The following is a 25,742-nucleotide window of genomic DNA, read 5'->3' as shown; positions in this document are numbered from 1 at the left end:
AAAAGCTCCGACTAAGTAGTCGGAGCTTTTTATTATGAACTGTCAGCTTCTTTTTTATAATCAAAGTTCTGGAATAAATAATATTCATCGGTATCTGTCAGCCTTACTGCAACAGCCTGTTCTATGCTTCTGCCGCTGACTTCGTAAACTTCCATTGTCTGCACTATTTTATTTTTTTGTGTAATATATATGGTTACTCTTGCTTTGCGGATAAAGCCGCCTATTAGATCACTTCCGATATCAGAGCTTGGAGGATAGCTTTCATTGACCTGCCTATCGTACCTTATGTTATCAAGGCTTACGCTTACGGGATAGGTCTTAAATGCACCTCTGATATCGGAATATATATCAACTGATGTCGTGGTAGTAACAGGCCTAATAACAGGTTCAGCTGTCAGACGGGTATTTACAGGTGTTGCCTGAGTGTTTTCGGGTGTAGTGGGAGCGATCTTTTCAGTCGTTCTCGAAATTGTAACAGGCGAACCCTCTTGTCCTGCAACCGTAGTTGTTACAGCAGTAACCGGAACTTCTATTATTTCATTTACTCCAGAGGTAGTAATATGGGCAATTTCTTCCCCAGACCATACAGTTGTGCTTGTCACTGCGTTAGCTGTAGTATGAGTATAAACTGTGGTATGAGTTATTTTTGCAGTAGCCTTAGCGGTAGTTCTGCGCGTAACAGTATTATTAACAGCAGTTGTTCCTGCGGGAGCTGCTGCGTTAGCCGAAGTTCTTACAATTACAGCCGCTGTTTCCGTACTTTTTGCAGTAGTTTTTACCGTAGTGATCGCATTTGCAGTCTTTTCGGCAGTTGTAATTTCATTTGTCACAGCTTCTGTAATTTTCGCAGCTGTTGGAGCTTCCGTTGTAATAACAATATTTGAGTCATTAAAACTGTTGTCGGGCTTTTTCATTGACGGCAGTATCTTCCATACACCGAAGCAGACTATCAGTACAGCACAAAGTCCCGATACCGCATAGGATATATGACGTATCTTAGCGGCTTTTTTCTGACGCTGCTCTAATATTCCATCGCCTTTTTCAAATATTCGCTCAGCGACCTTCAAGGTCATCTTATCATATTCCCTCATATCTGAAGCCCTCCCTTTCCAGAATATTTCGCAAAGACTCCTTTGAACGATAGAGAAGATTTCTTACCTGCCTCTCCGATCTGCCCATTATTTTAGCCGTTTCAGTGTTGCTGAAATTCTCGAAATATATCAGATACAGCACCTGTCTGTAATCATCGTTCAGCTTTTCCAATGCTCTGAGGAGCTGTTTCTTATCCTCACCTTTGATATAATCCTGCTCTATATCCTCCCTGTCCGCCTCTTCATAAAAGTCGTCAACAGGAACTTCATCAAGCTTTGAAGCTTTACGGATATGGTCAACAGCCGTATTTCTTCCTATAGAATAAAGCCATGATCTGAATGAGGACTTCCCTGAAAATTTCGGTCTGTCCACATAGAGCTTGAGGAAAGTCTCCTCTGCAAGCTCTTCAGCAAGACAGAAATCGCCTGTAATGCTGTTAAGGAACAGAACAAGCCCCTTGCGATAGTCCTCTATTATATCAATAAGAGCATTTTTATCACCATCAAGGAAACGGCGGTAGCTACTTGCACCGTTATCCATATTAAACTCCTTTCGCAGGCACATTTTCTGCGCCCGTTTTGGTTTAGTGATATGTCTCTTCATATATAAGTCGTAAAAAACATAAAAATGTCTCACCTAAATTATAAAATTTCAGAAAAAATTTTTCAACGTATATTTTCTGAATTTTTTTGAAAAAAGGGTGAGACAAAAATATGTATTTTTACGACTTATTAGTGAAAGCCAAAAACACGCCTTATTATTTCTTTTAAGGAGGTCTTATTATGAAAAAAATGTTCAATGCATTATTGGCAGCTTCAATGCTGACAAGTTTTGCAGCTGTTCCGATCACGGTAATTGCAGCTGCATCGCCGCTGCCTGCTATACAGACAGAAGAAAAAACGTACGAAGCCGAAAAAATAACAGACCTTGATACAATAAAGAACATGATAAACGACTTCACAGCAGAGAGCAAGATCGGTCTGAAAGTTATTGCAAAGGAAAAGATATCAGATAAATACGCCGATAAATATGTATATTTAAGGTGGAACACCGAAAATGCTTCAGACTACGATAAATTCGGCGAGTTCTTATGGAAAAACAACATCGACGATAAGCTTTTAGAGTTCATTCCATTTGATACAGACGGAGAAGAAAACGAACTGAACAGAATATCCGAATTACTGTATTACTACGTTAAGGATAACAATATTCCTGCAACAGTCTTTGGAGTTGATCCTGATTTTATCGAAAACAAAGTAACTGTAGAATACTACTGGAAAAACGAAGATGTAACAGAGCAGATAAAGGCTTTTCTTGCAGAAAACAATATTGATACCAATTTAGTCAGCTTTGCTGTTGAAGAGGCACAGGCAGTAGACACTATTCTGAAATTAACAGTTGTAGAAATAAACAACGATACACTGATATTGATGCCTGATAAGGACTCATTTATCAGTAAAAACTACAGCAGATTTGCACTCCCCACAAAATACCTTGACAATATTGAGCCGAGCGTAGGTATGAAACTTGATATTGATTATGGCGCGGGAAGCGGAATTCTTTCGACTTATCCTGCAAAGTTCAGCAATGTAAAGAGCGTAACTGTACTTTCGGAAACTGCTGAGATCGTAAAAGGCGATGCAAACCTTGACGATCAGGCAGATATGGCTGATGTGGTACTCATTATGCAGGCACTTGCAAACCCGAATAAATACGGTGAAAACGGTTCAAACCTCAATCACCTTACAGGACTTGGCAAGCTCAATGCCGATATTGACGGCGACGGTCTTACAGTAGGCGATGCTCAGGCATTACAGAAGATACTTCTCGGTCTGTAAAAACTCAAATATATAAAAGGAGCTGATATTATGAAAAAGAGAATAATGTCAATTATAGCAGCTGCGGCTGTAATGACTTGCGGTTCTCCGCTTTGTGCGACCGCAATTTATACAGAGAGAATGACAAAACAAGAGCATACTGACTACATGAGAGTCGATTATCTGTCTGACGAGAAAAAAGATATTTATATTTATAATGGTAACAATGCCGAAAAACTATATGAAAAATATCCTTATGTGCGCAGTGCTATAGCAGAAATAAATCGATATGACAGGATATACTTCAACGCTGTAAATGACGATACCGAAACAAAAACGGATAGTACAGTGCAAACAAATAACAAAGTTACTGATGAATTGAACCTGCTTTTGAAGGATTTCGTAACAGAAAACGGCGACGGTATCAGAGCATATATCAGTTTCTATGATAAAGAATTCGGCTATTATTTAGAGCCTGTCAATAATTCAAAAGAAGATGAATTACTTGAAATAACCCCAAATGACGCACGACGTATAAAAGAGTTCCTCGCTCAGAATAATTTTGCAACCGATGTTTTTTATTCAACTGATGTTTGCAGTCCAGCCAACGGCTCCATAGATTTTAATTGTTATTATCTGACTGATATAAGAAACAAGACCAAAGAAGAAAAGGCTGAGATGAATACTGTTCTTAAACAGCAAATAGCTGAGCTTGCAGCAGAAAAAGGTTATGACATATCCTTATCAGGCGATTATGAGGCAATTTCTATCGTTCCGAACGGTGATATGTCATTTGAAGAAATGTTTGAGCTGTCTAAGCAGATATGCACCAATATCGACGGTATTCTTGTATCTCAGATATATCAATGTACAGTAAGCGAAAGCTTCGGCGGTATCGACCTTATGAATGCTGTTGACGGCGATGCTAACTGTGACAGCGAACGCGATATGTCAGATGTTGTTCTTATAATGCAGTCTCTTGCAAGTCCGAACAAATATCAACTCTCCGCGCAGGGAACATTCAATGCCGATATGGACGGCAACGGACTTACAGTAGGCGACGCTCAGGCATTGCAGAAGATACTGCTCGGAATGTAAATAAATTCAAAAATATTAAAGGAGCTGATACTATGAAAAAGAAATTTATGTCAATTATAGCAGCTGCGGCTATGGTATTCGGCGGAGCTTCCGCACTTCCCGTCAGCGCAGACTCCCCCACTCTTGTGGAAACAGCTGCAAAATCGTTCAGCTACAAAGGCATGACCTTTGACGAAGCTGTTCAGGACATCTCAGGAAACTACGTATGGCTGAGCGGAGGCAAGGATAAAGCAACTCCCGACTGGAGATTTAACCGTTCACTTATCACGCTTGACGAAAACAACAAGTTCCATATTATTAATATAGAATCTGTTGTTACAGCCATAAAAGTCGAAGAAGGAACGGTGCTCCCCTATGATGATATCAAGGCGGCAGTTGAAGCCGAAAAACTAAAAATGCCTACTTTCCGCAAGAACGGCAAGGAATACGAGATAGTCAGTGCAACATCAAGAGAAGCCTACGACTATACTCTTGAGCTTATCAAGGCTTGTCCTGAGGTAACTGCCATTGAGATGCACTATAAGCTGTATGAGGATAAAAACTACATAAGCATCGACGGCGCATACTACAGCGGAGATATGACCGCGGCGGAGTTTACCGAGAAATATCCCGATTTTACAGAGCAGAAAGGCATGATCGAAGGAAAGCTTTACTTCGGCTATGAGGGCGATCAAAACAATCTTTATGAAGTTCTCAGAAATATGCAGGAAAACGGAGACAACGTGGATTTCAACTACGGTATGACAGAGCTTGCATTTCTTAATCCCGTAAAGTATTACTGCAATGATCCTGTAATAATCGACGGTACTATGGGCGATGCAAATGTTGACGGATATGTCGATCTCTCCGACTCCATTATGATAATGCAGTCGCTGGCGAATCCCGATAAGTACGGTATCTCCGCAGACGGCGGCATAACCGCACAGGGACAGGTAAACGGAGACACTGACGGAAACGGACTCACAAATAACGACGCAAGAGAGATACAGATGAGCCTTCTCGGTCTCGGCAGTGTGCCTATCCCTCAGAAGGACGATGATATCACCCTTATCAACTACGATTACGTAGACTTTACAGATGAAGACAACAACTTCACAGTAAGGGTAAATGACACGGAATACATAAACTGTGGCGCAACACTCGGACTTTCCGCAATAGGCGAAGAAATGGGCGAATATGAAGTCCTTGACCGTGAAAAGAACGGCAGCACAGGAAAGGTGTTCGCGCTTAACGATATATCCTCCGAGCTCGCTGTAGCCGTACAGTACAGCGGAAGCAACAATTACCATGTTTACCGCAATATGTGGTATGAGCCACAGACAGTCGGTCAGATCATTGATGACTTTGATCTTGAAAACACTTTGAGCATCAACCACGTTTACTGTCACGTATATAAGCCTGCATTCAAATACGAAAAGTATACAGCTGACCAGGATTATATCTATAATATGCTCTTCGGAGACAGAGATATTGCTGCTTCATCGAGCCATGATGATTATCTTGGCAACATCTCTCAGATAGACCGCACAGCCGAGAACTACTGTGAACTTGAAATAGGCTGTGATATACCGTTCTTAGGCAGATACGGCTTTGGTATCAGGGTATATCAGAATGGTGCAGTTCATACCAATATGGTAGAACGCGGAACTACATTCAATATTGGCGCAGAAAAAGCACAAGAGCTTATCGAAAAATATTCCGTAAATGAATGATACTATATCCTTAAACATTAACCAAGCCCACTCATTCGAGTGGGCTTTTTGTTGATGTTCAGTTATCATTTTTCTTGTAGTTTGGGTCGGTGAACAGGTAATAGCCTTCGGTAAAGCTGTATTCGTTTACCAGTCTTAAAGCAACTGCTTCTTCCATATCCACGTCTTTTATAGTGTATACACCCATTGACATTATTTGTCTTGTGCCGTCAGGGTGTACCATTTTTAAGGATACCAAACTGATAAAGTCGCCTATATTTTCCGGTTCTATAAGGGTATTATGTTTTTCGTAGTCAACATAAGTCCCGTTCTTCTTTATTTCAACTGTGGCAGTTGAAGCAAGGAAGATCTCGGTCATAGTATTTTTATTGGGCGGTGGATCGGTTATTCCTCCGGGCGGTGTCGTAGTAGATGTTACAGGGGCTGTAGTAACTACGAAAGCTCCTGTTGTGGGGGATAGAGTAGTTACGTGTACTTTGACTGTAGTTGATGTCTGGGCAGCAGTTACAGTTGTTGACACGGGGAGAGAAACTGTCGTTAAAGCAACTGTAGTTGTTGTAATTTTTCTCGTTGTTACAGGAAGTGAAGTTGTTCTGTGAGCAGAAGTCCTTATTGTAACTGCCGCGGTAGCTTTTGCGGTAGTTGTTTTTGAAGTTGATGCAGCTTTTGAAGTATTCGCAGTTGTGACAGTTGTCTTAGCGGAAGAAGTTGTCTTTTCTGTCTTGGCAGCTGTAAACCGAGAAGTAGTTTGAGTGGTCGTTTCTGTAGTTTCTGCTGTTGTCACGGTAGTTATAACTATATTGGTATCATCAAAGTTGTTTTTGTTTTCGAGTGAAGGACGGAGCTTCCATACTCCGAAGGAGACAAGTACAGCGGCACAAAGTCCCGAAGCAGTCAGAGATACCCGTTTGATACGCATTGCACGTATACGCTTGCGTTCAAGAATCGCATCGACTTCCTTCGTGACTATTTCAGCCATTTCTTTATAGTCCATCATACGAATATCCCTCCTTTTCAAGTTGTTTTTTCAATGCGCCCTTGGCACGGTACAGCAGGTCGATGACCTGTTTTTTCGATTTCTTCATTATCTTTGCCGTTTCATCGTGATCGAAACCTTCAAAGTAAATAAGATACAATACCTGACTGTATTCAGGCTTTAGCCTGTTTATAGTCCTTCGCAGTCTGATCTTTTCCTCGTCGTTTATATAGCTCTGCTCAATACTCTCTTCACCTGAGATATCAGCTGCTTCTTCAAGGGGAACTTCATGGCGTTTTGAACTCTTTCTTATATGATCGAGAGCAGTATGCCTTCCTATGGCATAAAGCCATGTTTTGAAAGCTCCCTCGCCCTTGAATTTTGGTTGTTCGGAAAAAAGCTTGATAAATGTATCTATAGTCAGTTCTTCTGAAGTGTGGATATCACCGACTATACTGAAAAGGTAAAAAATAAGTCCATCTTTGTAATCGCGGATTATTTCTTCGATCGCTTTTTTATCTCCTGAGAGAAAACGGCTGTAGCATTCAGCACCGTTTTTCATAGTATTCTCCCTTCAATAATTGATCGTGAAATGCAATTGTGTATACATTCTTCTATTAATTAGTCGTATAAAAAGCTGTCAGAATCGCACACGTATAAAAGTTTTTTTGAGATTTGTAATATATGTACAATAACAACGCTGCCGGTATGGTTATTATAACACAATTTTCGCAGCTTGAAAAGTTTTTTTGAAAAAACTGCGATTTGGGATATAAAAACTGCGACTAATTAGTGAAAAGGCAAATAAGTACATCGGATACATTCCAAAACATTCTTAATCCAATATCGTATATTTATACGACACTTTTTAAGGAGGTCTTAGTATGAAAAAAATGATCAATATTTTGCTGACAGCTTCAATGCTGACAAGCTGTATCGCTGTTCCGTTTAATGCTGTTGCAGCTCAGCCGCAGACCGCAATAGTTCAGACGAGTGCAGCGGAAGAAAACATTAAGATTTCAGAGGAACTGAAAAAGGACATTGATGCAGGACTTGAAAAGATAGACGTAATGATGTGGTGTACATTCAAGATCGACTATTCAATAATCATTCCAAGAGTAAACAAAGCTGCGGAGGAATATAAAAATACACTGGATACATCAGTATATTCAGCAGAAGAGATAAACGAAATGGTCGGTGCTTATAAAAATGATCTTTCCCAGAAGAAGTATGAGGAAGCTTATGCTGCTAAAACAAAAGAAGTCTGCGACTTTATAGGAATTGACGTTTCAGAGGCGAACTTTACAGGAACAGCTCTGAGATGCTCATTAACTCCCGAGCAGATTTACAAGATAGCAGGTTCAGACCGTATCAAGGGAAGTGTCATAAAGCAGTCTGAATATGTATCAGCCGAGGATTTAGGGTATACGCCTGTTGATTGCAGCGACTCTGATATCACATTCGATGACATCAGAGGAATGTCACTTGATGAATTCAAGGCACTGTTTGCAGAAAACGGAATGACAGAAGGTCTGAAATACAGGTTATGGTCAAAAGATGATATGGCACAAATGAATAAGATCGGAAGGGTATGGGTTCTTCTTGAAGCTAATCCGTTCCCTGTATCCAATGAAGCGCTTGCAGATGATTACAAGGTATGCTGGGAAGATGACAAGATCATCGAAGAAATGGGACTTCCGACAGATATGTTTGCAATAAAACAGAGAGGGGCTGTAACGGTAGATAAGGGCGAAGGTTACACTAAGTACTGTGCTTTTGAGATCATACCTATAACAGCTCAGGCGGATAATAGTATGTATGCGGCTTGGAACTATGTTCAGTTCAATGAATATTTTGCAGGCTTCTACTACGATTACATAGCTTGTTCTGATCCGCCGAAAGAAAATAATGATACACCGATAACAACTACTACAACACTTCCTAAAGATGTACCAATAACAACTACAACAGTTTCTGCAGAGGTACAGGAAGCAATGGATAAGCTGAACAAGTACATTGAGGACAATGGTCTGGACGCAAAGTGCCTGACAAGCGCGGAGTACCCGAGCTACTATCCGCCTCTCGTTATTGAGTACGTTACAGAAAATGTAACGACTGAGCAGAAGAAGCAGATGCTGGAATTTGCCGAGCAGAACGGTATCAGCAATGAGCTCTTCACTCTCGTACACATTATCAACGGCGAAAAGGTATACTGGGTCTATGATGCAATTAATGTAAAAGGCGATGCTAACTGCGACGGTCAGGCAGATATGGCAGACGTAGTCCTTATCATGCAGGCTCTTGCAAATCCTAATAAATACGGTGAAAACGGTACAGCAGAGCTTCACCTGACAGCACAGGGCAAGGCTAATGCCGACATGGACGGCAACGGACTGACAGTTGGCGATGCTCAGGCTATACAGAAAAATCTGCTTGATATAAAGTAAGCTTTAAGCATTTATAATTCAACATTAAATAAGTTTGCAGCCTGTAGAAATACAGGCTGCTTTTATTATTGTCTGAAAAAATATAAATTTCTATTGTAATTGTCAATTTCGCATGATATAATAGTTAAAAATAAATTATTTCTCTTTTCGCTTTGACTTTCTCACATGAAATGGTACTAATAAGTGAAAGGGTTTATAAACCTGAGAGGAGGACTCCCCTATGGATAACGGTGAAAGTAGCTACCGCCGTTTTCTTGCGGGCGACAATGAAGGACTGCATGAGATCATCTGTGCCTATCGGGCAGGTTTGATACTTTATTTGAACAGCTTTGTTCAGGATATACACACAGCTGAAGAACTGACTGAGGACACATTTTTTGAGCTCATGAAAAAACGTCCCAAGTTCTCAGGGAAAAGCTCGTTCAAAACATGGCTTTATGCTATAGGACGCAATATCACAGCAAAATATCTCCGAAAGCATAAAAAGCTCAGCGTCGTTCCGCTTGAAGAACAGGATAACTTTTCTGACGAAGAAAATATCGAAGGCGATTACATAAAAAATGAGCAGAAGCGCGTTGTGCATAAGGCTATGCACAGATTGAAGCTCGAATACCGTCAGATACTGTATCTCAGCTATTTCGAGGGATTCAGCAACTCTGAAGCAGCTGTGATAATGAAAAAAAGCAGCAATCAGATAAAGGCATTGCTTTATAACGCGAAAAAAGCGTTAAGATCCGAACTGGAAAGGAGTGGCTTTGAATATGAAGAATAACGATGAAATGTATCAGAGCTTGCTTTCCAGATATGACGAATATCAAGAAAAGAAGAAAAAAAGGATACTGATCTTAAAACGTACTGTCCCCGCCTTAGTAAGCTTCTGTCTGGTGGCAGGCATCGGATTGGGCTGCTGGAAGCATTTTGGCAGTATGAATTCTGACCCTATGGTATCCGATACTATAGACGAACCTGCAATAACTACGACCTCAGCAACCGACTTCGTAACTACTGAGGTCACTACCGAAAAGCAGTCTGCGACACAGACAAGCAGTAAAAATGCGGCTGTTACCACAGCTGCAACTACTTCAAAAGCAAATACAAACAGGACGATAACAGCAGATAAGGTACGAACAACTACCGCTGCTGTACCTGCTGCAACAAGCCGAAATACTGCACCGACAACTGCCAAAACCACAGGTGTACAATCGGCTAAGACGACTGTAATTTATACACAGCCCGTGACGTCAACTACAGATGATGCCTATAAAGAAAAGCCGTCAACTTCTACTACTACAGATGTTATACATGAAGGTCCCGGCGTTGCAACAACTTCTTCATCAGCTGTTAACCCCGAGCCGACCTTTAATGCTCAGCCGATCATTTTTAATAGTGCTGACGAAGCTATAGATACCATTAAGCAGAATGATGTATCTTCATATGCTGAGGAATACCGTAGTGCTTACCGCAAAATGTTCGACAGGTTTAATGATGACGGTGTTGTTTATCGTCCTGTAACAGACAATACAGACGAATTAGAACAAAAAGATACTGTTATTCTTCTGCCGAATGCTGCATACGAGGACACGGGTATCATGTACAAGGTAGTTTACAATGGAAACACGTATCAGGTATCATTCAGATACGCCGATACTTCTGTTATAAAAAGTCCCTACAATGTTCCAAAGTATCTCTACGACCGTTTTAAACGAACGATATATGATGAAATTGTCGTAGGACATCAGACCTATAGTATACTTTATTCAAGCGATCAAAGTCAGGTAAGCGCAGCATTTTTCATTGACGAGGAACACTATTTTTACACTTCAGCATACACCACAAAAGGCGAGCTTATCGCATTTTTAGAGCTGTTTAATTACGAAAGCGTAATTCTATAAATGAAAGGTATGAGGTGATCTTATGAAAAAGAAATTTATGTCGATAATGCTTGCAGCGACCTGCCTTGCATCAATTCCACTGTCAAGCGGAATAGCTGCATATGCTGCCGAAAGCTCTGCATCAGCTGTTACAGTCAAGGGAGATGCCAACTGCGACGGTCAGGTGGATATGGCTGATATCGTGCTCATTATGCAGGCACTTGCCAATCCAAACAAGTACGGCGAAAGCGGTACAGCAGAAAGCCACCTTACTGCACAGGGTAAGATAAATGCAGATATGGATGGCGACGGGCTTACAGTCGGCGACGCTCAGACTATACAGAAAATGCTTCTCGGACTTGATATCGAAAAAACGAATAATACTGACGTTCTTTTAGGATATGATGACATCAACAGCGAAAAGCCTTTACCGTCAGCAACAATTTTAGTTAAGTGCAAATCATTCTGCCCTAAAGGCGAAGTGCTCAAGGTCGATGCAGCTATGGGAGATATTGTTCTTAACTCTCTCAACTACGATACAGCAGGAGTATACGAGTATGATGTTTATACATCTGACGGCATTTACGATCACAAACTTGAGGATAATACTCTTAAAGTAAACGGAGTATCAGGCGAATATCAAAAGGAATATTCAAAAGATGACGTTAAACTGTTTGATATCGGCAGTAAATTTGAAAACTATGATCTGTACCACCATGAAACTACAGAGATAGACTTTTCTGATTACAAGGCAGGCAGCAAAGGCTGTATAACATTCTCGTTCTATTCAAAACATATAAATGACCTGGGCAGTGGCATTTCAACTGACGGAACAAAAAGATTTATGTATTACTATGTTGGCGAAAAAGGCACTGCCATAGGTGACAGTATTGAAAATGCTGAAAAAGCCTACAACGCAGCTGTAAACGGCTCGGATACAGTTGATCCTATGCAGCCAACAGCTCAGCCTATCGGAGTAAAAAGCCTTAATGACGCTGTCATTACTATCGCCAATTATGATCTCAAGGATTATGATGAACACTACCATGACAGCTATAAGCAGATGTTCGCAAGCTTCAAAAATGAGGGATATATCTATCATTTCACAGAAAAAGACGATGCTGAAAAAATACAGCTGAACGGAATGGCTCTTATGCCGCGCATGAGTTATGAGGACATCGGCATAATTTATAATGTGAACTATAAGGGCAAGAAATACCAGATATGCTACTATCTGAATGACTCAGATTATGCTTCGGCAAGCTTTAGGGAATACTTTGACAGCAGACTGGGCTTCAAGGTCGCAAAAACTATTGATGATATGTACATTATCCTTGATAACGGCAAAAACGATATAAGTGCATTTTTCAGCATTGACAGCAGTCATTACTGCAAGGTAAGAACATTCGATACCGAAGCTGATCTTACAGGTCTGCTCAATGTTTTAGACTGCGAAAAGGTAAGCCTTGAAAAAGATATTACTCCTTCCGAGCCTACGACAATAGGCTTCAACAGCTATGAGGAATATACAAAATATATCGAGGAAAACGACCTTGCAAACAAGATAGTTACCTATGATCAGCTCACTCAGTACGGAAAGTTCGTTCAGTTCTCCATAAACAGTCACTGGATGTACGATAACACTTTCTCACTTTTCTACATATTTAATGATGGTTCAGGAAAGACCTATGATTTGATAATAAATGATCGTCCGCATTATTCAGAAGATTACCTGGCTTATCCAAAGCTTACAGATGTTCAGATCAACAAATCAGATATGAGAAATGCCGATACAGATGCAGATAATGCATATTATGAATTTGACGACAAATTATACATTTATACAAAAGGCAAACTTTCTCAGATAAAGTGGTTCGATGACAAGCACGTTTATATACTCACAGGTAATCCATTGCTTGCCGATTATCCAAATGTGGATAACACTTATATGGCTAAGCTCCTTGACATAAGCTCTGCAAACATTGACAACTCCGAATACCTTATAGGCGGAGCTGAGAGCACAGCTGCTTCCACAACACAAAAGCTTGTACTGAACTGCAATTCCTTCTGTGCAAAGGGCGAAGTTCTCAAAGTAGATATGGCTATGGGAGATATCTTATCACGTCAGAAATATTCCGATTATGATTCTGAGGGCTATCCAAATTCAGGACACCACGAATACAGCATAACGGCTACTGAAAACTATAAAAAAATCGACGATGAGAGGCTCCTCATAAACGGCGAAACAAGCGAGTACACCAATGAATTCACAAAGGAAGATATGAAGGCACTTGATATCAGTCCAAACATTGGCTGCTATGACCTTTACCACCACGAAACTGCTGAAATAGACTTCTCCAACTACGAAACAGGCAGCACAGGCTGCGTCACATTCAGATTTGGCTGGAAAGCAGACGGAGAAAACACGCTTAATGCCACAAGTGATTTCACAGGCATGGAGCAGACGATATATTTCTATGTAGGTGAGGACGGTGTCGGCATCAGCAATAACGGCTGGGAAGCTGCGCAGATAGCTTATGAAGCTAAATCCGATGATGACATCATGTTCTATGATTCCATTTATGCGAAATGGAATGGCAAGGAAGTAATGTCAAACCTGTATGAAAAGCTCCGCAAGCCAAGTGACGAAGTGCTCGCTATAAACTTCAGGCTTTCAATGAGTCCTGACTACAACTTTGTATATAAAGGCAAAAAATTATCAGAGTATGCAAACGCAAATTACGGTGAGTACATGGAAAAGCTCCGCGACCTTATGGGATACGGTCCTACGCTGAAATACGGTGAAATGGTCTACACAACAGGTACTCCAAACGGCATGAAATGGACTCAGGAATGGTACGAGGACAGAATGGAATACTTTGGTGAAGAGCTCCTTTCAAAGTATATCGTTGACGGCGAATTTCTTGAAGAAGAACTCAGACTCGATATCAACGAATTAATGAAAGAAAACCGTATTGCCAATGACGAAGCTGAAAAGGCTTATTACAAATACATAGCCAATGAAGCCGTAAAACAGCTCGATAAGCAGAACATCAGATATGAGTACATGAACGACCCGAAGCGTCTGGTAATTTACGTAACTGCCGATGAGTTCAATGCACTTTCTCTTGATAATACTGCACGTTACGGACTTGATATTTCCGTTGCTAACGGCTTGGGTGTAGACGCAATAACCTGATATTTACCTTATACCGTAAGCAGCCTGTACTTTAAGTACAGGCTGCTTTTATCGTGTAAAAACCAATGTCGGGAACGCCGCCTCGCTGTTTGCAACTTTTATCAGTTTAAAAAATTTCCGTAAAAGTGAAATATCCGCTGCAATAATTCAACTATATAGGTAAGAGGACCTCATGCCTCACGAAAGGAGGCTCAGCCATGGATGATGATTCAATAATAGAATTGTTCCGCAAAAGAGATGAAACAGCAATATCGGAATTGCAGCGAAAATACAATAAGCTCTGTTTTTATATCGCAGGAAATATCCTCTCTCACCGTCAGGACATGGAGGAATGCGTGAATTCGGCATATTACGAGGTGTGGAGCAATATTCCGCCTGACGAGCCAAGTGATCTGAAAACCTATCTCTGTCACACAGTCAAAAACAAGGCACTGGATAAACTCAAATACAATTCCGCAGAAAAACGCAGCAGTAAATTTGCGGTCTCGCTGGAGGAGCTATCGGAATGTATCCCCGACTACAGAGAGGATATGGGCGAGGGAAAAGCTCTTGCCGAGGCTATAAGCCGTTTCCTGAGAACTCAGGACGAGCTGCTCAGAAAAATATTCATAAGGCGTTACTGGTACGGTGACAGTCTTGCACAGATCGCTGAATATTACGGTATAAAAGAGCGTACAGCTGCAACTTATCTTTTTCGGACACGAAAAAAACTGAAAGCTTATTTAAAGAAAGAAGGTTACGATCATGAATAAGCTGAAATTATTTAAAGTCATCGACCTTATTGACGAAGACCTTATAAAAGAAGCTGAGATAAATACAGAGCATCAGCCATCATCTGAGCCCGAAAGTGAAAGAAATATCACTGTTTCGGGAGTTGAGATATATCAGGAAAGAAAATGGCAGCGAATTGCATTTATTGCCGCAGCATTTCTGCTTGTGGCAGGTCTTGGTACAGGGGGTATGCTTATGTTCAGAAATCGTCCGCCTATGCTCGATGAACCTGCTCTGCCCTCTGATATATCGGCAGTTGACGCGACTTCGCCATTTGAACACGTGAGCGATAACGAGTCATCGGTTACAGATACAAATAAAAACGGAAATACAGCAAAAGAAAGTTCAGATATAAATACAACTGCTGCCGCTGAGAGAGATGAAAACAAACCAGCAGTAACAACTGACCTTGATCCGATGTATGCTGAGATAAATAGAATATATCAAGACAGCAGCAGTGAAACAACTCAGGCACCAAAGACAGGCGCAGAAGATTTCGCAGACCACGCAAAAGATTTCCCTGTAGTAACTACACCTGACGGCGTAGAACTGCCGATCTCTACAAAGCCAGATAACGTAGATAACTTCATAAACCATGCACAGGAATTCCCTGTGGTGACTTCGCCCGACGGCAGCCAAAAACCAATTGCTACAAAGCCTATTGTCGATGACCCTGACGGCTTTGCAGACCTTGATATATTTGAAAGCCTTGCAAGTCTGAGTTACTCACCGGATACCTGCGACGGTATTCCCGAATATGTGCTGCTCGCTCCCGACGGAACATGGTATTATATTAACCTGAGTTCCGGCTGGATATGGCGCAAAACTCCCGATCACCCGTGGACTCAGCCCCCTGAGGAGGCATGGCTTACAAAAACGCAGCTGTCTTATCTCAGACAGCATGGTGAAGAAATAGGTATGCGCCTTGACATTCTTGACTGATAACACGATTTACGGCTCACTTCGGTGAGCCGCTTTTTTTACCCATTTTCTTGATGAAATGGCTGTGGAAACTATCGAAATTGTATTGAAATATCATTGTGTAATGATAATAGCAATTAATCATTAATATACAAAATCAGCTTGACAAATACTTAATAATGTGGCATCATAAAAATATAAAAATTGAAGGGAGATCTAAATGAAAGCGTTAAAGATAATGTCTATGGCTTTATTGCTTTTTCTGTGCAGCTGCGCTGAAAACTCTGATTATTATGAAGATTATAGTATCAGACAGCAGGAACCCAATGTTGAATACGCGGACAATGAAGAAAAGCTATATGATATCATATATAAAAGCATCGCAGAATTTCAAACACAGGTACTGATATCGGACAACAATTCCTCAACTACAATATTTGCCGTAAGTAGTAGGGTAACAGATGATAACCCTGAGTTCTTCTGGACAGATACATCGTCAATTTTACATGCCGGCAATACTAATTACAATCAGCTGAACATATCTCCTCTTGACAGTAATACGTCTATTGATGATGTAAAGAAAATGTGTGAAAAAGTCTCAGATGCCGCTGACAGCATAATAAAGGATATTCCCGACGGTGCTTCTGACTGGGAAAAGATACTTTTTGTACATGATACCATTGTAAACAATACGCACTATCAGCTGGACGATACCGACAAGTATACCAATACAGTATATGGCTGTCTCGTCAGGAAAAGCACGCAGAACAATGGATATACACAGGCATTTCAGTATATTATGAAAAGGCTCGGCTTTGAATGCGGAAACGTTTACAACGGCGGTCATTCGTGGAACTATGTCAGACTTGACGGAAAATACTACTGGGTGGATACTGCATGGGACGATCCCGTTTACGAAGACAGCAGTATAAATTCTATCACACATTATTTCTTTATGGCTGACAATGAACACTTCAAGCTTGAACATGACCTTGAAAAAGGAAATAACTATTTTGTTCCCAAATGCGATTCTCTTGACAAATATTACTATACCGTTGACGGTTCATACCTTAAAAGCTTTGATATTGATGCAATAACTGATGTAATGCGCAGACACGCAGGGGAAAAAAAGATCGAGTTGGTGTTTGCAGACGATAAAGCCTATGAAAATGCCAAGGAGTCAATGGCAAATTCATGCGGTGTCAATGAAATGTACGAAGTGATCCCGGAAGGCAGCAGTATCTCTTACGGCTATAACGATGACAAGAGAATGCTAAATATTTTTGTCAATCAGGAGAAAAAATAATACCACATTTCATTTATTATATAAGTCCGCTTGACAGAAAAAAGATCGTACAGCCAGTCCTTATTGGCAAAAATATAGGCATCGTGCTCTGTAACATTCCGTCTGATAAACATTTTGTATAACGAATTAAAAGTCCAAGCTCCCCCGAAACTGCTCAAAGTTACAAAGCTGTTTCTGCTATGTTTATCCAGTAAATCAAATTAAAATCCCCCATATCATAAAGGAGCAAAGATAATATATTAATTAAAGTCACGAATATTTTAAATACAGCTATCATTAATCAAAGTAAATTAATGGAATATTCATAAAATTATGGTATAATATTAGTACAAAATTAGATGTGATGTCTCTGCGCTTTGCCGTTGAAAATATTATTTTGAATGAAAGGCAGTACTAAAGGAGGGGCTATTATGGATCTTCAAGCATTAGTTAATAAATTCAAAATCATTGCGGGTGTATACGCTTTTGATATTTTGCCGGACGGAAGCTACAGCGAAATCCGTATTATGGCGATCAATAACCTGAAAGAAATGATGTTCAATTTCAATTCCGATGCACCTGTTTTTTACCCCGGCGTTCCTCTGCGCAGATACTTTACTGAGATAAATATGGAAAAATTCATATACAGCAGTGCCGTCAATAATGAGCCATTGTACTCATATGTAAATGCGTTCGGAATATGGATAAAGGGCTTTTATCTTCCACTGGACGAAGAAGGCAATATTCTCAATGAAAAGGGAGAGCCTAATACATCACCGCGAACAGCATATTGTTTATACATAACGACACGCTCATTTAAACCCGACACAGATTATATGTCACAGCATTCAGATGAAGTTTCATCAGCAGTAATGAATATAAGTCTGAAACTGCATCAAACCCCTGATTTTTATCAGGCAATGACAGCAGCTGTGGGCGAGGTCAAAAAAATATGCAAAGCAGAGTGGTGCGCTTTGTATACAGTCGATGTTAACAGTACACAATGCCATTTCATCAATGAGGAAGGTGAAAAGCGAGAAATAATAGAAGAGTTTTCTTCTGATATGGGACGATCACCTTTTGAAGTAGCTATGGCTTGGAAGGAAGATCTTGCAGACAGCGACTGCCTGCTGCTTGATGATCTGAGCGTGATAAAGGAACGAGATCCCATATGGTATAAGTCATTGTGCGATTATGGTATCAGGAACATTATTCTTTACGCTGTTAGAAATAACAATACACTCGTAGGCTTCCTCTGGGCTGCCAATTACGATGCGAAAAAAATGATGCAGATCAAGGAAACACTCGAATTGACTACTTTCCTTATTTCTGCCGTTATAGCTAATCATCAGTTTGTTTCACAGTTGGAATTCAAAAGCACAGTTGATGGTCTCACACAGTTGTTCAACCGCAATTCTATGAATGAACGTGTTGATAAGCTTGTATCAGGTGAGACAAATCTGCCGAATGAAATGGGAGTAGTTTTAGCTGATCTGAACGGTCTTAAAAATGTTAACGATGATGAAGGTCATGATGCAGGCGACAAGCTGCTTATAAGAGCAGCTGCTCTTCTGAAGCTTGCATTCGGCGACTATGAGATCTACCGTGCCGGCGGCGATGAGTTCTTTATTTTCTGTCCCGATATTTCCGAGGAGAAATTGACTCAGCAGGTGCAACAGCTTCGGACGCTTGCCGACAGTACACCTGATGTGAGCTTTGCGGTCGGTTATGTTCATGTCACAGGTAAATATGATATCCGTAACACAATGAAAACTACCGATGAACGTATGTATAAGGACAAGCAGGAATACTACAGACTGCATCCCGAAAAGGACAGACGCAAACAGAACCGGTCAGATGGCAATTGAGATGGCATGCAGAGTATCATATCATTAATATACTCATCAATAAAAGTATTCCGAAATACGATATGATAAGTTGTTTCGGAGCTTCGCAGGCTATATAATACATTCAGAAGCGGCTCACCGAAGTGAGCCGCTATTTTTGCCTGTTTTAACTTGATGAAATGAAAGGAAATATATTGGAACAAGAATTAAGTCTGACATAGTCATGATGTCATTAAGCTATTGAATATATCAAAATTCTCTATAAAGAGAAGCTTTATTTATTTGGTTCAAGACTTTTTACGATCCCGAGAAGATATTTCTGTATTTTTAATGCATCGTTTCCTGTAATACCAACAGCAGTTATGTCAACATCTGCCTGTATACTGCCTTTTTCGGTTACAGCACTTGGCGATGTTCCGCCTAATCCGTATTTATTGGGATTTGCAAGTGCCTGCATAATAATAACTGCATCTGACATATCCACCTGACCGTCGCAGTTAGCATCGCCCCAGAGCATATCCGTAAACGTTTCCTCAGAAGCATATACCGCCTTTATATCAACATTACTGTCATTAGCTTTCAGAACAGCCTCGGCACTTGTTTTGCTGCCTGACGAGAATTCAGCACCGCTTATTTCCCAGCACAGGAACTTATATCCAGATTTTGGAACAGCTTTAAGCGTTATTGGCAATTCCTGCGGATAATCCCCCTGCCAGTTGTTACCGCTGCTACAGTCAAGACAAAGCGTATTGAACTGTATACTGCCCTGATCGGCATTATTATCCAGAGTCACCTGATATGTTTCACCGCTTATCAGGTCGCCAAGGTACTCAATAAGCTGAGATTTGGCATATTTATCCCTTACCTTCCAGTAATCCCGCAGCCTGACGACCTCATTTTCATATTTTTCCTCTGCATCAAGCTCCAGCTTTTCACCGAGCGCATAGCTTTCATACGAAAAACGTTCAAATGTCTCTGTCATAGGAGCTTTATACGCTGAGATCAGCTCATCGAGTCTGCGCAGAACATTGTCGGCTCTGTAATTTTCATTGCAAAGATCAAAGTAAATACGCATGAATTCAGTACGGGCTTTTTCGCTGTTTTTAAGCATAGCAAAAAGAATACTGTAGCTCCAGTCACCTGTTATGGTTTTTGTTTTGAAATTATTGTCCTCTGCGGCACTGCTCCAATATATCGCCTGACCTGATTCTGTATCATAAATTACAAATCGCAGTTTACCGTCAGCATAAGGATCGGTACTGTCAACAGTCCTTGTTTTCCAGAAAGCAGTATTATTGTCGCCTGAATCGGCATTTCCGATAATCAATTCGACAGCAATATAGTTCATATAGTTTTTCATGTCTATGACCTCGGATAATCTGTCGTAAAGATCACCGCTGTCCGTATCGCGGACAATATCGCTCACCTTATCATACATTTCCGATATTTCGGGAGAAAGCGCCGTATTGCTATCAACGCATATTACATCTTTTTCTTTGACCTTGTAATGAGCGGCGACATAGCTTTCATCAATTCTTTCAGTGATATTATAAAGTCCCCAGAATTCGCCGTCAATGAATAAAACGCATTCTGTCTGCATCTGTGTGCCGAAGTTCCTGTTCTCTGCCAGTTCCTGATTAAGACGGTCGCGTATCTTTGTTTTTTCGTCATTGCCGCCGTTTCGGAGCGATATGGTGTCAAATGAATCAATAACTTTTCCGCTGACATTTTTCAGCTTACCGTTGTAAAAGTCATACTCCATTTTTCGCGGACCGTATTCACTGCGTGCATATAAAGTAAAACTCTTCTGCGGCGCCTCACGCGACGTACCTCCCCGAATACGTATGCCAATATTCGTACTGTACGAAGCCTTGCCGTTTTCAAATACAGTTATATTTGCAGGGCGCTCCCATTCTTTGCCCCTCATCCGATAATTTGAAAGACCGAATTCAGAATCGGCTCCTTTTCCGTTTACATATATTCCCTTTTCGTAATCAAAAAGATTATCGGGATCGGTCACAAGTGAGATCACGCGCATATTTCTTGTATAATCATTTTCAGAGTATCCAACGAAATATGTATTTGAAACGATGGGACTTATATTCCCGTCAGTATCTTCTGCGACAGCCCTTACGATCATTGCTTTATCCACAGGCTTTTCGGGAGCATTACAATCACCATATTTTATATCTGTTATTGCAGAATACACGTTTTCTTCCGATGATCTGTCATATACGGTTATGGGCACATCATAACGCTTTGAATTCTTAGTCGGGTCACTTCCGTCAAGTGTGTAATAGATGTTATACCCCTCAGGCGCAGAAAGAGAAAGCCTGAACTCCGAATCATAGAAGCCGCTCTCATGCGAGAATTCAGGCGTGGGAACACTTATGGAAAAGGCGTTTTCGGGATTGGAACTGCCCGGAGAAAGCTCTCTCAGTTCGCCGAAGCATTCACTTCCGTCAGGGAGCCTGCCATATGAAGTGTTGTCTGTAAGTGCAGGTATCTCCATATATTCAAGCTTATTACCATTTGCGTCAAAAAGCAGCAATGTTTCCCCGTTTTTTGAAAGGCCGAATGTTGTACCTTCTACCGAACTCTCCTCTTTTACATCACAGTATACAACATAGAAACCGCCCGCGTTAATAACGGCATCATCAGGAAAAACATACTTCTTCGGTTCGTTTATATCATCAGAGAGCGAATATCCGCTCAAAGATATGGCTTCATCGGTGGGATTGTACAGCTCTGCAAAATCATAGAAATTGCCGTCAGGTGCAGCTGCGGCGGTATTTTTTGTACACACTTCATTGATAACTACAGCTTTTTCATTATCTGCACCAATTGTAAAAAACGGAACGTGATTTGTTAATGTTAAAGCTGATGTTAAAACGACAGTCAAAGCTTTTTTGTAAGCTTTATTAATTCTAATATTCATATCTCTATTATCAAAGAGCTTTTCCGAGTTCGTATGCCTGCTTTGGATAATCGGTATTCTTCAGCATATCAGGAGTCATACAGTTTACTCCTACCACTGTTCCTGCTATGTCCCATTCAAGATATTTCGCCATACCCTTGAATGTTTCCAGTGCACCATTTGCTGTTTCAGTATTATCATCTGCCATTGCGACCATAAGCACTGCTTTTTTATTTCCGTGCAGAACGGCATCATTAGCATAAAATCGGTCGATCACTGCCTTTAGCTGTGCATTGATATCATAGTAGTATATAGGTGAAACCAATACGATCACATCTGCTTCTATCAAATGCGGATTTAGCTCCTGCATATCGTCCTTGAATACACATCCGACTGTACCGTTATGACATTTTTCACAGGCGATACACGGGTGAACATCTTTAAATGCTGCATCAAAACGGTATATTTCATGTCCGTTCTCCTCTGCTCCCTTTATTAACTGCTCAGTCAGATAAGCAGTAGTTCCATTCTTATGTGCACTTCCTGTCATTATTAATACTTTCATATCATTATCTCCTTTTAGTTATTTTATATCAGACATAATATTACTGCCTATTTTGTATATCTGATTTTTGCCGTTCCTTTATCGAAATTCAAGTCACTGTTTTACATCAATATTATACATTTTAATAAATCAAAGTTCAAGCAGTTACACGTCTTATCCATTCTCAGTATTTACTGTGTGATAATTGGCATTTTCATAGAAATCAACATAGTTAAACCGACAATCTTCATTTCAGCTGAGCTACGGCCAATGGATCTGAACGAATATGGACTGACCGATGTACAGAATTGAGTGTTCGTCGGGTTATGAACAGAACAAAGTTGGAAACAGTATGACGCTTTCGGCTGTGGCTCACTTTCCTGAGCCTTGCTTTATGTATTCAGTTTCAATAAGGTATCCACTCATAATGCTGATCTGAACCCCGGCGGAACGGAAACAGCGTGCACCAACAAACTGCGGTCAAGTGAAAATATGCAACCGTTATTTTTTCGCTGGAAGTAAGACCTCTGCCGTAAAGGTATATCCCGAAGCCGCTTTTTTGCAGGATAACTCCAACGTTCCGCCACACTTCTCAATTGCATTTCTGACGCTTTTTAAACCAAGTCCATGACCTGCACAGTCGGACTTGCTTGTTGGTATATCTGCCGATACATCAACGGCGTTTGCAGTCGGGTTACTGATACAAATATAATAAAAGCTGCCCGATCTTTTAGCAGATAGCGTTACAACACGCTCGGTGCCGGTCTGTGAGACTGCTTCAATTGCATTATCCAGAAGATTTGACAGTACCGTACAAAGTGTGACTGCGCTTATATTCAGTTCTTGCAGACTGCCATCAATCACAAGCCTTGCGCTGTTCATTTCGGCATATTTCTTTTTCTCATAAATGATCGCGTCGGCGATCTCATTCCCCGTGATATTGACAGACTGCGTGTCCGAAAAGGCAGTCCCCAGTTCTTTGAGATACTCGCCAAGCTCATCAGTTTTGCCCGAATCAAAAAGTCCGTTCATTACCGTGATATGATTTTTCATATCATGGCGAAGCATTCGCATTTCGGTATCGGCAGCTCTGCTTTGCTCGAAATGCTTTGCCTGTACAGCCATGTATTTTTCATTTAGTTCGTTCATTTCACGGAAACGCTTTGCCTGGTCCGCCTTTACCGATAGCAGAAGCAGAACGCTTACCGACATCAGCATCAGTACCGATGGTATTGCCGCTTCAGGAGAAACATTCGGAATGTAGTCGGACATTGTAAAACTGCGTCTCACCAGTGAAGTGACAGCGCAGGAAATACCGGTAAGCAAAAATATTTGCAGCAATCCGAGTGGGTCTCTGTCCTCGCTGCGGACAAGCCTCTTCAAAAAAAATACAAATAAAGCAGCCGTAATATAGCCGGTCAGATACAATAAAGTCACTTGGATAAATGATCTCTCCGCACCATTTGTGACCGAAAAAAACGCCGTCTGCATACTGCCTATCATACAGTCCGAAAACATCTCCGCACAGATCAGCGAAATAATATTTTCTTTGCTCTTATCAGCGAGCAGAAAAATGGCTGCGGCCGTATGCAACAGATATAGCGGCATCATATTGATGCCCCCGATGAATCTGTTCTGTAAAAATTCCACTATGCCGAATATCACTCCTGCGATTATCGGAAACAGGATCACACGTTTGACTTTTCTGTAAAACAGATCACCCAGCGTGACGAGCGTACAGAAACTGAATGCCGCTCCGTATATCACACCGAGAAGAATTATTGAAAAATGTGCCATTTGTTTCATCAGCACCACCTACCTTGCGTTCATACGTATGTATTCCATCAGTCCTTTTTTCAGTTCATCACCGTAGCTTTTGCTGACTGGAAGAACGATACCGTTGTCAAGCCTTACCTCTCTGTCACTGCGGCTGATTATGTGGGCGAGGTTGACAATGACCGAGCGGTGTACCCTGCAAAAACTGTCGGAAGCCGTATCAAGCATCGTAAGTGCTCCAGTGATCTTGATCCTCATGTGATATTCACGATCCGCCGTGATGAAACGCACAGAGTTGTTGTCAGCCTCGGCGTATATGATATCATCGGGCGTGAGAAAATACTCCTCACCGTTTTCCTTGATACAGACAGTCTTTTTCCTTCCGTATATCTGCCCGATGTCTTTAAGTGCCTGTGTCAGCTTTTCACTGACAACAGGCTTTTGCAAGAATCTGAACGCCCCGACTTCGTAGCCGTCCATTGCAAGCTCGGTATGGCTCGTGAGAAATATCACGGGCAGTTCAGGCGAAAACTCATGCAGACGCCTTGCGGTTTCCATACCGTCGGGCGGCAGCATTTCTATGTCGAGAAGCACGGTATCAAAACGCTGACCCTTTTCAAAGGCTGTGATCAATTCTGCACCGCTTTCAAAGGGCAGGCAAAAAACATCAAGGCTCTGATAAAAGGCATTTATTGCTTCACATATGGTATCACGAAAGTATTTTTCATCATCGCAAACGGCTATTCGCATCATTATCACCCTGTTTCAGTATAGCATATCTGCCTTCTGTTTTCAAGGGCTGATCTGCCCGTCGGAAAGTTGTATCAATCTGTCGGAATATTTCGCACACTCCACCGAATGTGTCACCATTAGTATCGTTATGCCTTTATCCTTGTTGATACGACTGAACAGCTCCATAATCTCCGTACCGCTTTTGCTGTCGAGATTACCTGTGGGTTCGTCGGCAAGGAGTATCTTAGGTTCATATATCACAGCCCTTGCGATGGCACATCGCTGCTGCTGACCGCCCGAAAGCTGGTTCGGATAGCTTTTCCGTTTGTCAGACAGTCCGACCGTATCAAGGATACTGTCCAGCCTTTCGCGGTATTTTTTGGGACTTTTGCCGTCCATGACGAGGGGCAGAAGAATGTTGTCCTCAACCGTGAGATTCTGTACCAGATTGAAAAACTGAAACACAAAGCCCATGCCCTCACGCCGCAGTTTTGAAAACTCCTTATCATGCATATTAGAAATATCCCTGCCATCAAGAATGATCTCTCCGCTGTCTGGAGTATCCATTCCGTCAATGAGATACAGGAGCGTGGATTTGCCGCTGCCCGATGCGCCCATGAGCGAAATAAACTCGCCCTTAATGACTGTCAGTGACACGTTGTTCAACACCTGTATGCGGTTGTCTTTCTCGCCGAAGCTCTTGCAGATACCCTTTATTTCTATGATATTATCCATTC

Annotated in this window: 20 protein-coding genes; 11 read left to right on the top strand and 9 right to left on the bottom strand. The window is 41.3% G+C overall.

Annotation, left to right across the window (positions count from 1 at the left end):
* Positions 1-32: 32 nt before the first annotated feature.
* Complete coding sequence (locus tag L870_RS0115805) at positions 33-1,091, bottom strand: hypothetical protein (RefSeq protein WP_028518969.1); 1,059 nt, start codon at positions 1,089-1,091, stop codon at positions 33-35.
* Positions 1,078-1,632 carry an RNA polymerase sigma factor gene (locus L870_RS0115800; protein ID WP_028518968.1) on the bottom strand — a complete coding sequence of 185 codons (555 nt, stop codon included), beginning with the start codon at positions 1,630-1,632 and terminating at the stop codon, positions 1,078-1,080. Before L870_RS0115800 ends, L870_RS0115805 begins: the two co-directional genes overlap by 14 nt.
* A 242-nt stretch (positions 1,633-1,874) precedes the next feature.
* Between L870_RS0115800 and L870_RS0115795 the strand changes: the two genes are divergently transcribed.
* From L870_RS0115795 to L870_RS0115785, 3 genes are read left to right on the top strand one after another with little or no spacing between them, the layout of a single operon-like run.
* Positions 1,875-2,930, top strand: coding sequence for a dockerin type I repeat-containing protein (locus L870_RS0115795; RefSeq protein ID WP_028518967.1), 1,056 nt, complete (start codon positions 1,875-1,877; stop codon positions 2,928-2,930).
* Positions 2,931-2,960: 30 nt separating this feature from the next.
* Positions 2,961-4,007 carry a dockerin type I repeat-containing protein gene (locus L870_RS0115790; protein WP_028518966.1) on the top strand — a complete coding sequence of 349 codons (1,047 nt, stop codon included), beginning with the start codon at positions 2,961-2,963 and terminating at the stop codon, positions 4,005-4,007.
* A 32-nt stretch (positions 4,008-4,039) separates the two neighbouring features.
* Positions 4,040-5,719, top strand: coding sequence for a hypothetical protein (locus tag L870_RS0115785; protein WP_028518965.1), 1,680 nt, complete (start codon positions 4,040-4,042; stop codon positions 5,717-5,719).
* Between the two features lie 58 nt (positions 5,720-5,777).
* Here the strand turns inward: L870_RS0115785 and L870_RS0115780 are convergent, their stop codons facing one another.
* Both L870_RS0115780 and L870_RS0115775 read right to left on the bottom strand, forming a co-directional pair.
* The gene (locus tag L870_RS0115780; protein WP_028518964.1) at positions 5,778-6,716 is read right to left on the bottom strand and encodes a hypothetical protein; all 939 of its coding nucleotides are present in this window, start codon (positions 6,714-6,716) and stop codon (positions 5,778-5,780) included.
* Positions 6,703-7,257 (bottom strand): RNA polymerase sigma factor, encoded by a 555-nt coding sequence (locus tag L870_RS0115775; protein WP_028518963.1) that lies wholly within the window; start codon positions 7,255-7,257, stop codon positions 6,703-6,705. The genes L870_RS0115780 and L870_RS0115775 overlap by 14 nt, the downstream gene beginning before the upstream one ends.
* Positions 7,258-7,579: 322 nt before the next feature.
* On the opposite strand from L870_RS0115775, the gene L870_RS0115770 reads away from it, so the two are divergent.
* The 8 genes from L870_RS0115770 (at position 7,580) to L870_RS0115735 (ending at position 19,057) form a co-directional block, all read left to right on the top strand.
* Complete coding sequence (locus tag L870_RS0115770) at positions 7,580-9,142, top strand: dockerin type I repeat-containing protein (RefSeq protein WP_028518962.1); 1,563 nt, start codon at positions 7,580-7,582, stop codon at positions 9,140-9,142.
* A 220-nt stretch (positions 9,143-9,362) separates the two neighbouring features.
* Complete coding sequence (locus L870_RS0115765) at positions 9,363-9,914, top strand: RNA polymerase sigma factor (protein ID WP_028518961.1); 552 nt, start codon at positions 9,363-9,365, stop codon at positions 9,912-9,914.
* A complete protein-coding gene (locus L870_RS0115760; protein ID WP_028518960.1) occupies positions 9,904-11,034 on the top strand; it encodes a hypothetical protein in 1,131 nt (376 codons plus the stop codon). Before L870_RS0115765 ends, L870_RS0115760 begins: the two co-directional genes overlap by 11 nt.
* A 22-nt stretch (positions 11,035-11,056) precedes the next feature.
* Positions 11,057-14,212 (top strand): dockerin type I repeat-containing protein, encoded by a 3,156-nt coding sequence (locus tag L870_RS0115755; protein ID WP_028518959.1) that lies wholly within the window; start codon positions 11,057-11,059, stop codon positions 14,210-14,212.
* A gap of 197 nt (positions 14,213-14,409) precedes the next feature.
* Complete coding sequence (locus L870_RS0115750; protein WP_028518958.1) at positions 14,410-14,964, top strand: RNA polymerase sigma factor; 555 nt, start codon at positions 14,410-14,412, stop codon at positions 14,962-14,964.
* Positions 14,957-15,925 (top strand): hypothetical protein, encoded by a 969-nt coding sequence (locus L870_RS0115745; RefSeq protein WP_028518957.1) that lies wholly within the window; start codon positions 14,957-14,959, stop codon positions 15,923-15,925. Before L870_RS0115750 ends, L870_RS0115745 begins: the two co-directional genes overlap by 8 nt.
* 199 nt (positions 15,926-16,124) lie before the next feature.
* Positions 16,125-17,210, top strand: coding sequence for a transglutaminase domain-containing protein (locus tag L870_RS0115740; protein WP_028518956.1), 1,086 nt, complete (start codon positions 16,125-16,127; stop codon positions 17,208-17,210).
* A gap of 410 nt (positions 17,211-17,620) precedes the next feature.
* The gene (locus L870_RS0115735) at positions 17,621-19,057 is read left to right on the top strand and encodes a GGDEF domain-containing protein (protein ID WP_028518955.1); all 1,437 of its coding nucleotides are present in this window, start codon (positions 17,621-17,623) and stop codon (positions 19,055-19,057) included.
* A 253-nt stretch (positions 19,058-19,310) separates the two neighbouring features.
* Here L870_RS0115735 and L870_RS0115730 read toward each other — a convergent pair whose 3' ends face one another.
* The 5 genes from L870_RS0115730 to L870_RS0115710 form a co-directional block, all read right to left on the bottom strand.
* Positions 19,311-21,974, bottom strand: coding sequence for a CotH kinase family protein (locus L870_RS0115730; protein ID WP_028518954.1), 2,664 nt, complete (start codon positions 21,972-21,974; stop codon positions 19,311-19,313).
* 10 nt (positions 21,975-21,984) lie between these two features.
* A complete protein-coding gene (locus tag L870_RS0115725) occupies positions 21,985-22,518 on the bottom strand; it encodes a flavodoxin family protein (protein ID WP_028518953.1) in 534 nt (177 codons plus the stop codon).
* A 480-nt stretch (positions 22,519-22,998) separates the two neighbouring features.
* Positions 22,999-24,303, bottom strand: a complete 1,305-nt coding sequence (locus L870_RS0115720; RefSeq protein WP_028518952.1) for a sensor histidine kinase — start codon at positions 24,301-24,303, stop codon at positions 22,999-23,001.
* 9 nt (positions 24,304-24,312) lie between these two features.
* Positions 24,313-25,026, bottom strand: coding sequence for a LytR/AlgR family response regulator transcription factor (locus L870_RS0115715; protein WP_080676493.1), 714 nt, complete (start codon positions 25,024-25,026; stop codon positions 24,313-24,315).
* Positions 25,027-25,065: 39 nt separating this feature from the next.
* Positions 25,066-25,740, bottom strand: a complete 675-nt coding sequence (locus L870_RS0115710; RefSeq protein ID WP_028518950.1) for an ABC transporter ATP-binding protein — start codon at positions 25,738-25,740, stop codon at positions 25,066-25,068.
* Positions 25,741-25,742: the final 2 nt, after the last annotated feature.

Source organism: Ruminococcus flavefaciens ATCC 19208 (assembly GCF_000518765.1).
Taxonomy (GTDB): domain Bacteria; phylum Bacillota; class Clostridia; order Oscillospirales; family Ruminococcaceae; genus Ruminococcus; species Ruminococcus flavefaciens.
The sequence above is the reverse complement of the archived record's forward strand: the minus strand, read 5'-3'. Positions and strand labels throughout refer to the sequence as shown.

Coding starts and splice junctions, on each gene's coding strand:
- L870_RS0115785 (WP_028518965.1), top strand. CDS start 4,040: ATGAAAAAGAAATTTATGTCAATTATAGCAGCTGCGGCTATGGTATTC.
- L870_RS0115805 (WP_028518969.1), bottom strand. CDS start 1,091: ATGAGGGAATATGATAAGATGACCTTGAAGGTCGCTGAGCGAATATTT.
- L870_RS0115720 (WP_028518952.1), bottom strand. CDS start 24,303: ATGAAACAAATGGCACATTTTTCAATAATTCTTCTCGGTGTGATATAC.
- L870_RS0115780 (WP_028518964.1), bottom strand. CDS start 6,716: ATGATGGACTATAAAGAAATGGCTGAAATAGTCACGAAGGAAGTCGAT.
- L870_RS0115710 (WP_028518950.1), bottom strand. CDS start 25,740: ATGGATAATATCATAGAAATAAAGGGTATCTGCAAGAGCTTCGGCGAG.
- L870_RS0115760 (WP_028518960.1), top strand. CDS start 9,904: ATGAAGAATAACGATGAAATGTATCAGAGCTTGCTTTCCAGATATGAC.
- L870_RS0115745 (WP_028518957.1), top strand. CDS start 14,957: ATGAATAAGCTGAAATTATTTAAAGTCATCGACCTTATTGACGAAGAC.
- L870_RS0115765 (WP_028518961.1), top strand. CDS start 9,363: ATGGATAACGGTGAAAGTAGCTACCGCCGTTTTCTTGCGGGCGACAAT.
- L870_RS0115725 (WP_028518953.1), bottom strand. CDS start 22,518: ATGAAAGTATTAATAATGACAGGAAGTGCACATAAGAATGGAACTACT.
- L870_RS0115800 (WP_028518968.1), bottom strand. CDS start 1,632: ATGGATAACGGTGCAAGTAGCTACCGCCGTTTCCTTGATGGTGATAAA.
- L870_RS0115750 (WP_028518958.1), top strand. CDS start 14,410: ATGGATGATGATTCAATAATAGAATTGTTCCGCAAAAGAGATGAAACA.
- L870_RS0115770 (WP_028518962.1), top strand. CDS start 7,580: ATGAAAAAAATGATCAATATTTTGCTGACAGCTTCAATGCTGACAAGC.
- L870_RS0115775 (WP_028518963.1), bottom strand. CDS start 7,257: ATGAAAAACGGTGCTGAATGCTACAGCCGTTTTCTCTCAGGAGATAAA.
- L870_RS0115715 (WP_080676493.1), bottom strand. CDS start 25,026: ATGATGCGAATAGCCGTTTGCGATGATGAAAAATACTTTCGTGATACC.
- L870_RS0115755 (WP_028518959.1), top strand. CDS start 11,057: ATGAAAAAGAAATTTATGTCGATAATGCTTGCAGCGACCTGCCTTGCA.
- L870_RS0115735 (WP_028518955.1), top strand. CDS start 17,621: ATGGATCTTCAAGCATTAGTTAATAAATTCAAAATCATTGCGGGTGTA.
- L870_RS0115795 (WP_028518967.1), top strand. CDS start 1,875: ATGAAAAAAATGTTCAATGCATTATTGGCAGCTTCAATGCTGACAAGT.
- L870_RS0115740 (WP_028518956.1), top strand. CDS start 16,125: ATGAAAGCGTTAAAGATAATGTCTATGGCTTTATTGCTTTTTCTGTGC.
- L870_RS0115790 (WP_028518966.1), top strand. CDS start 2,961: ATGAAAAAGAGAATAATGTCAATTATAGCAGCTGCGGCTGTAATGACT.
- L870_RS0115730 (WP_028518954.1), bottom strand. CDS start 21,974: ATGAATATTAGAATTAATAAAGCTTACAAAAAAGCTTTGACTGTCGTT.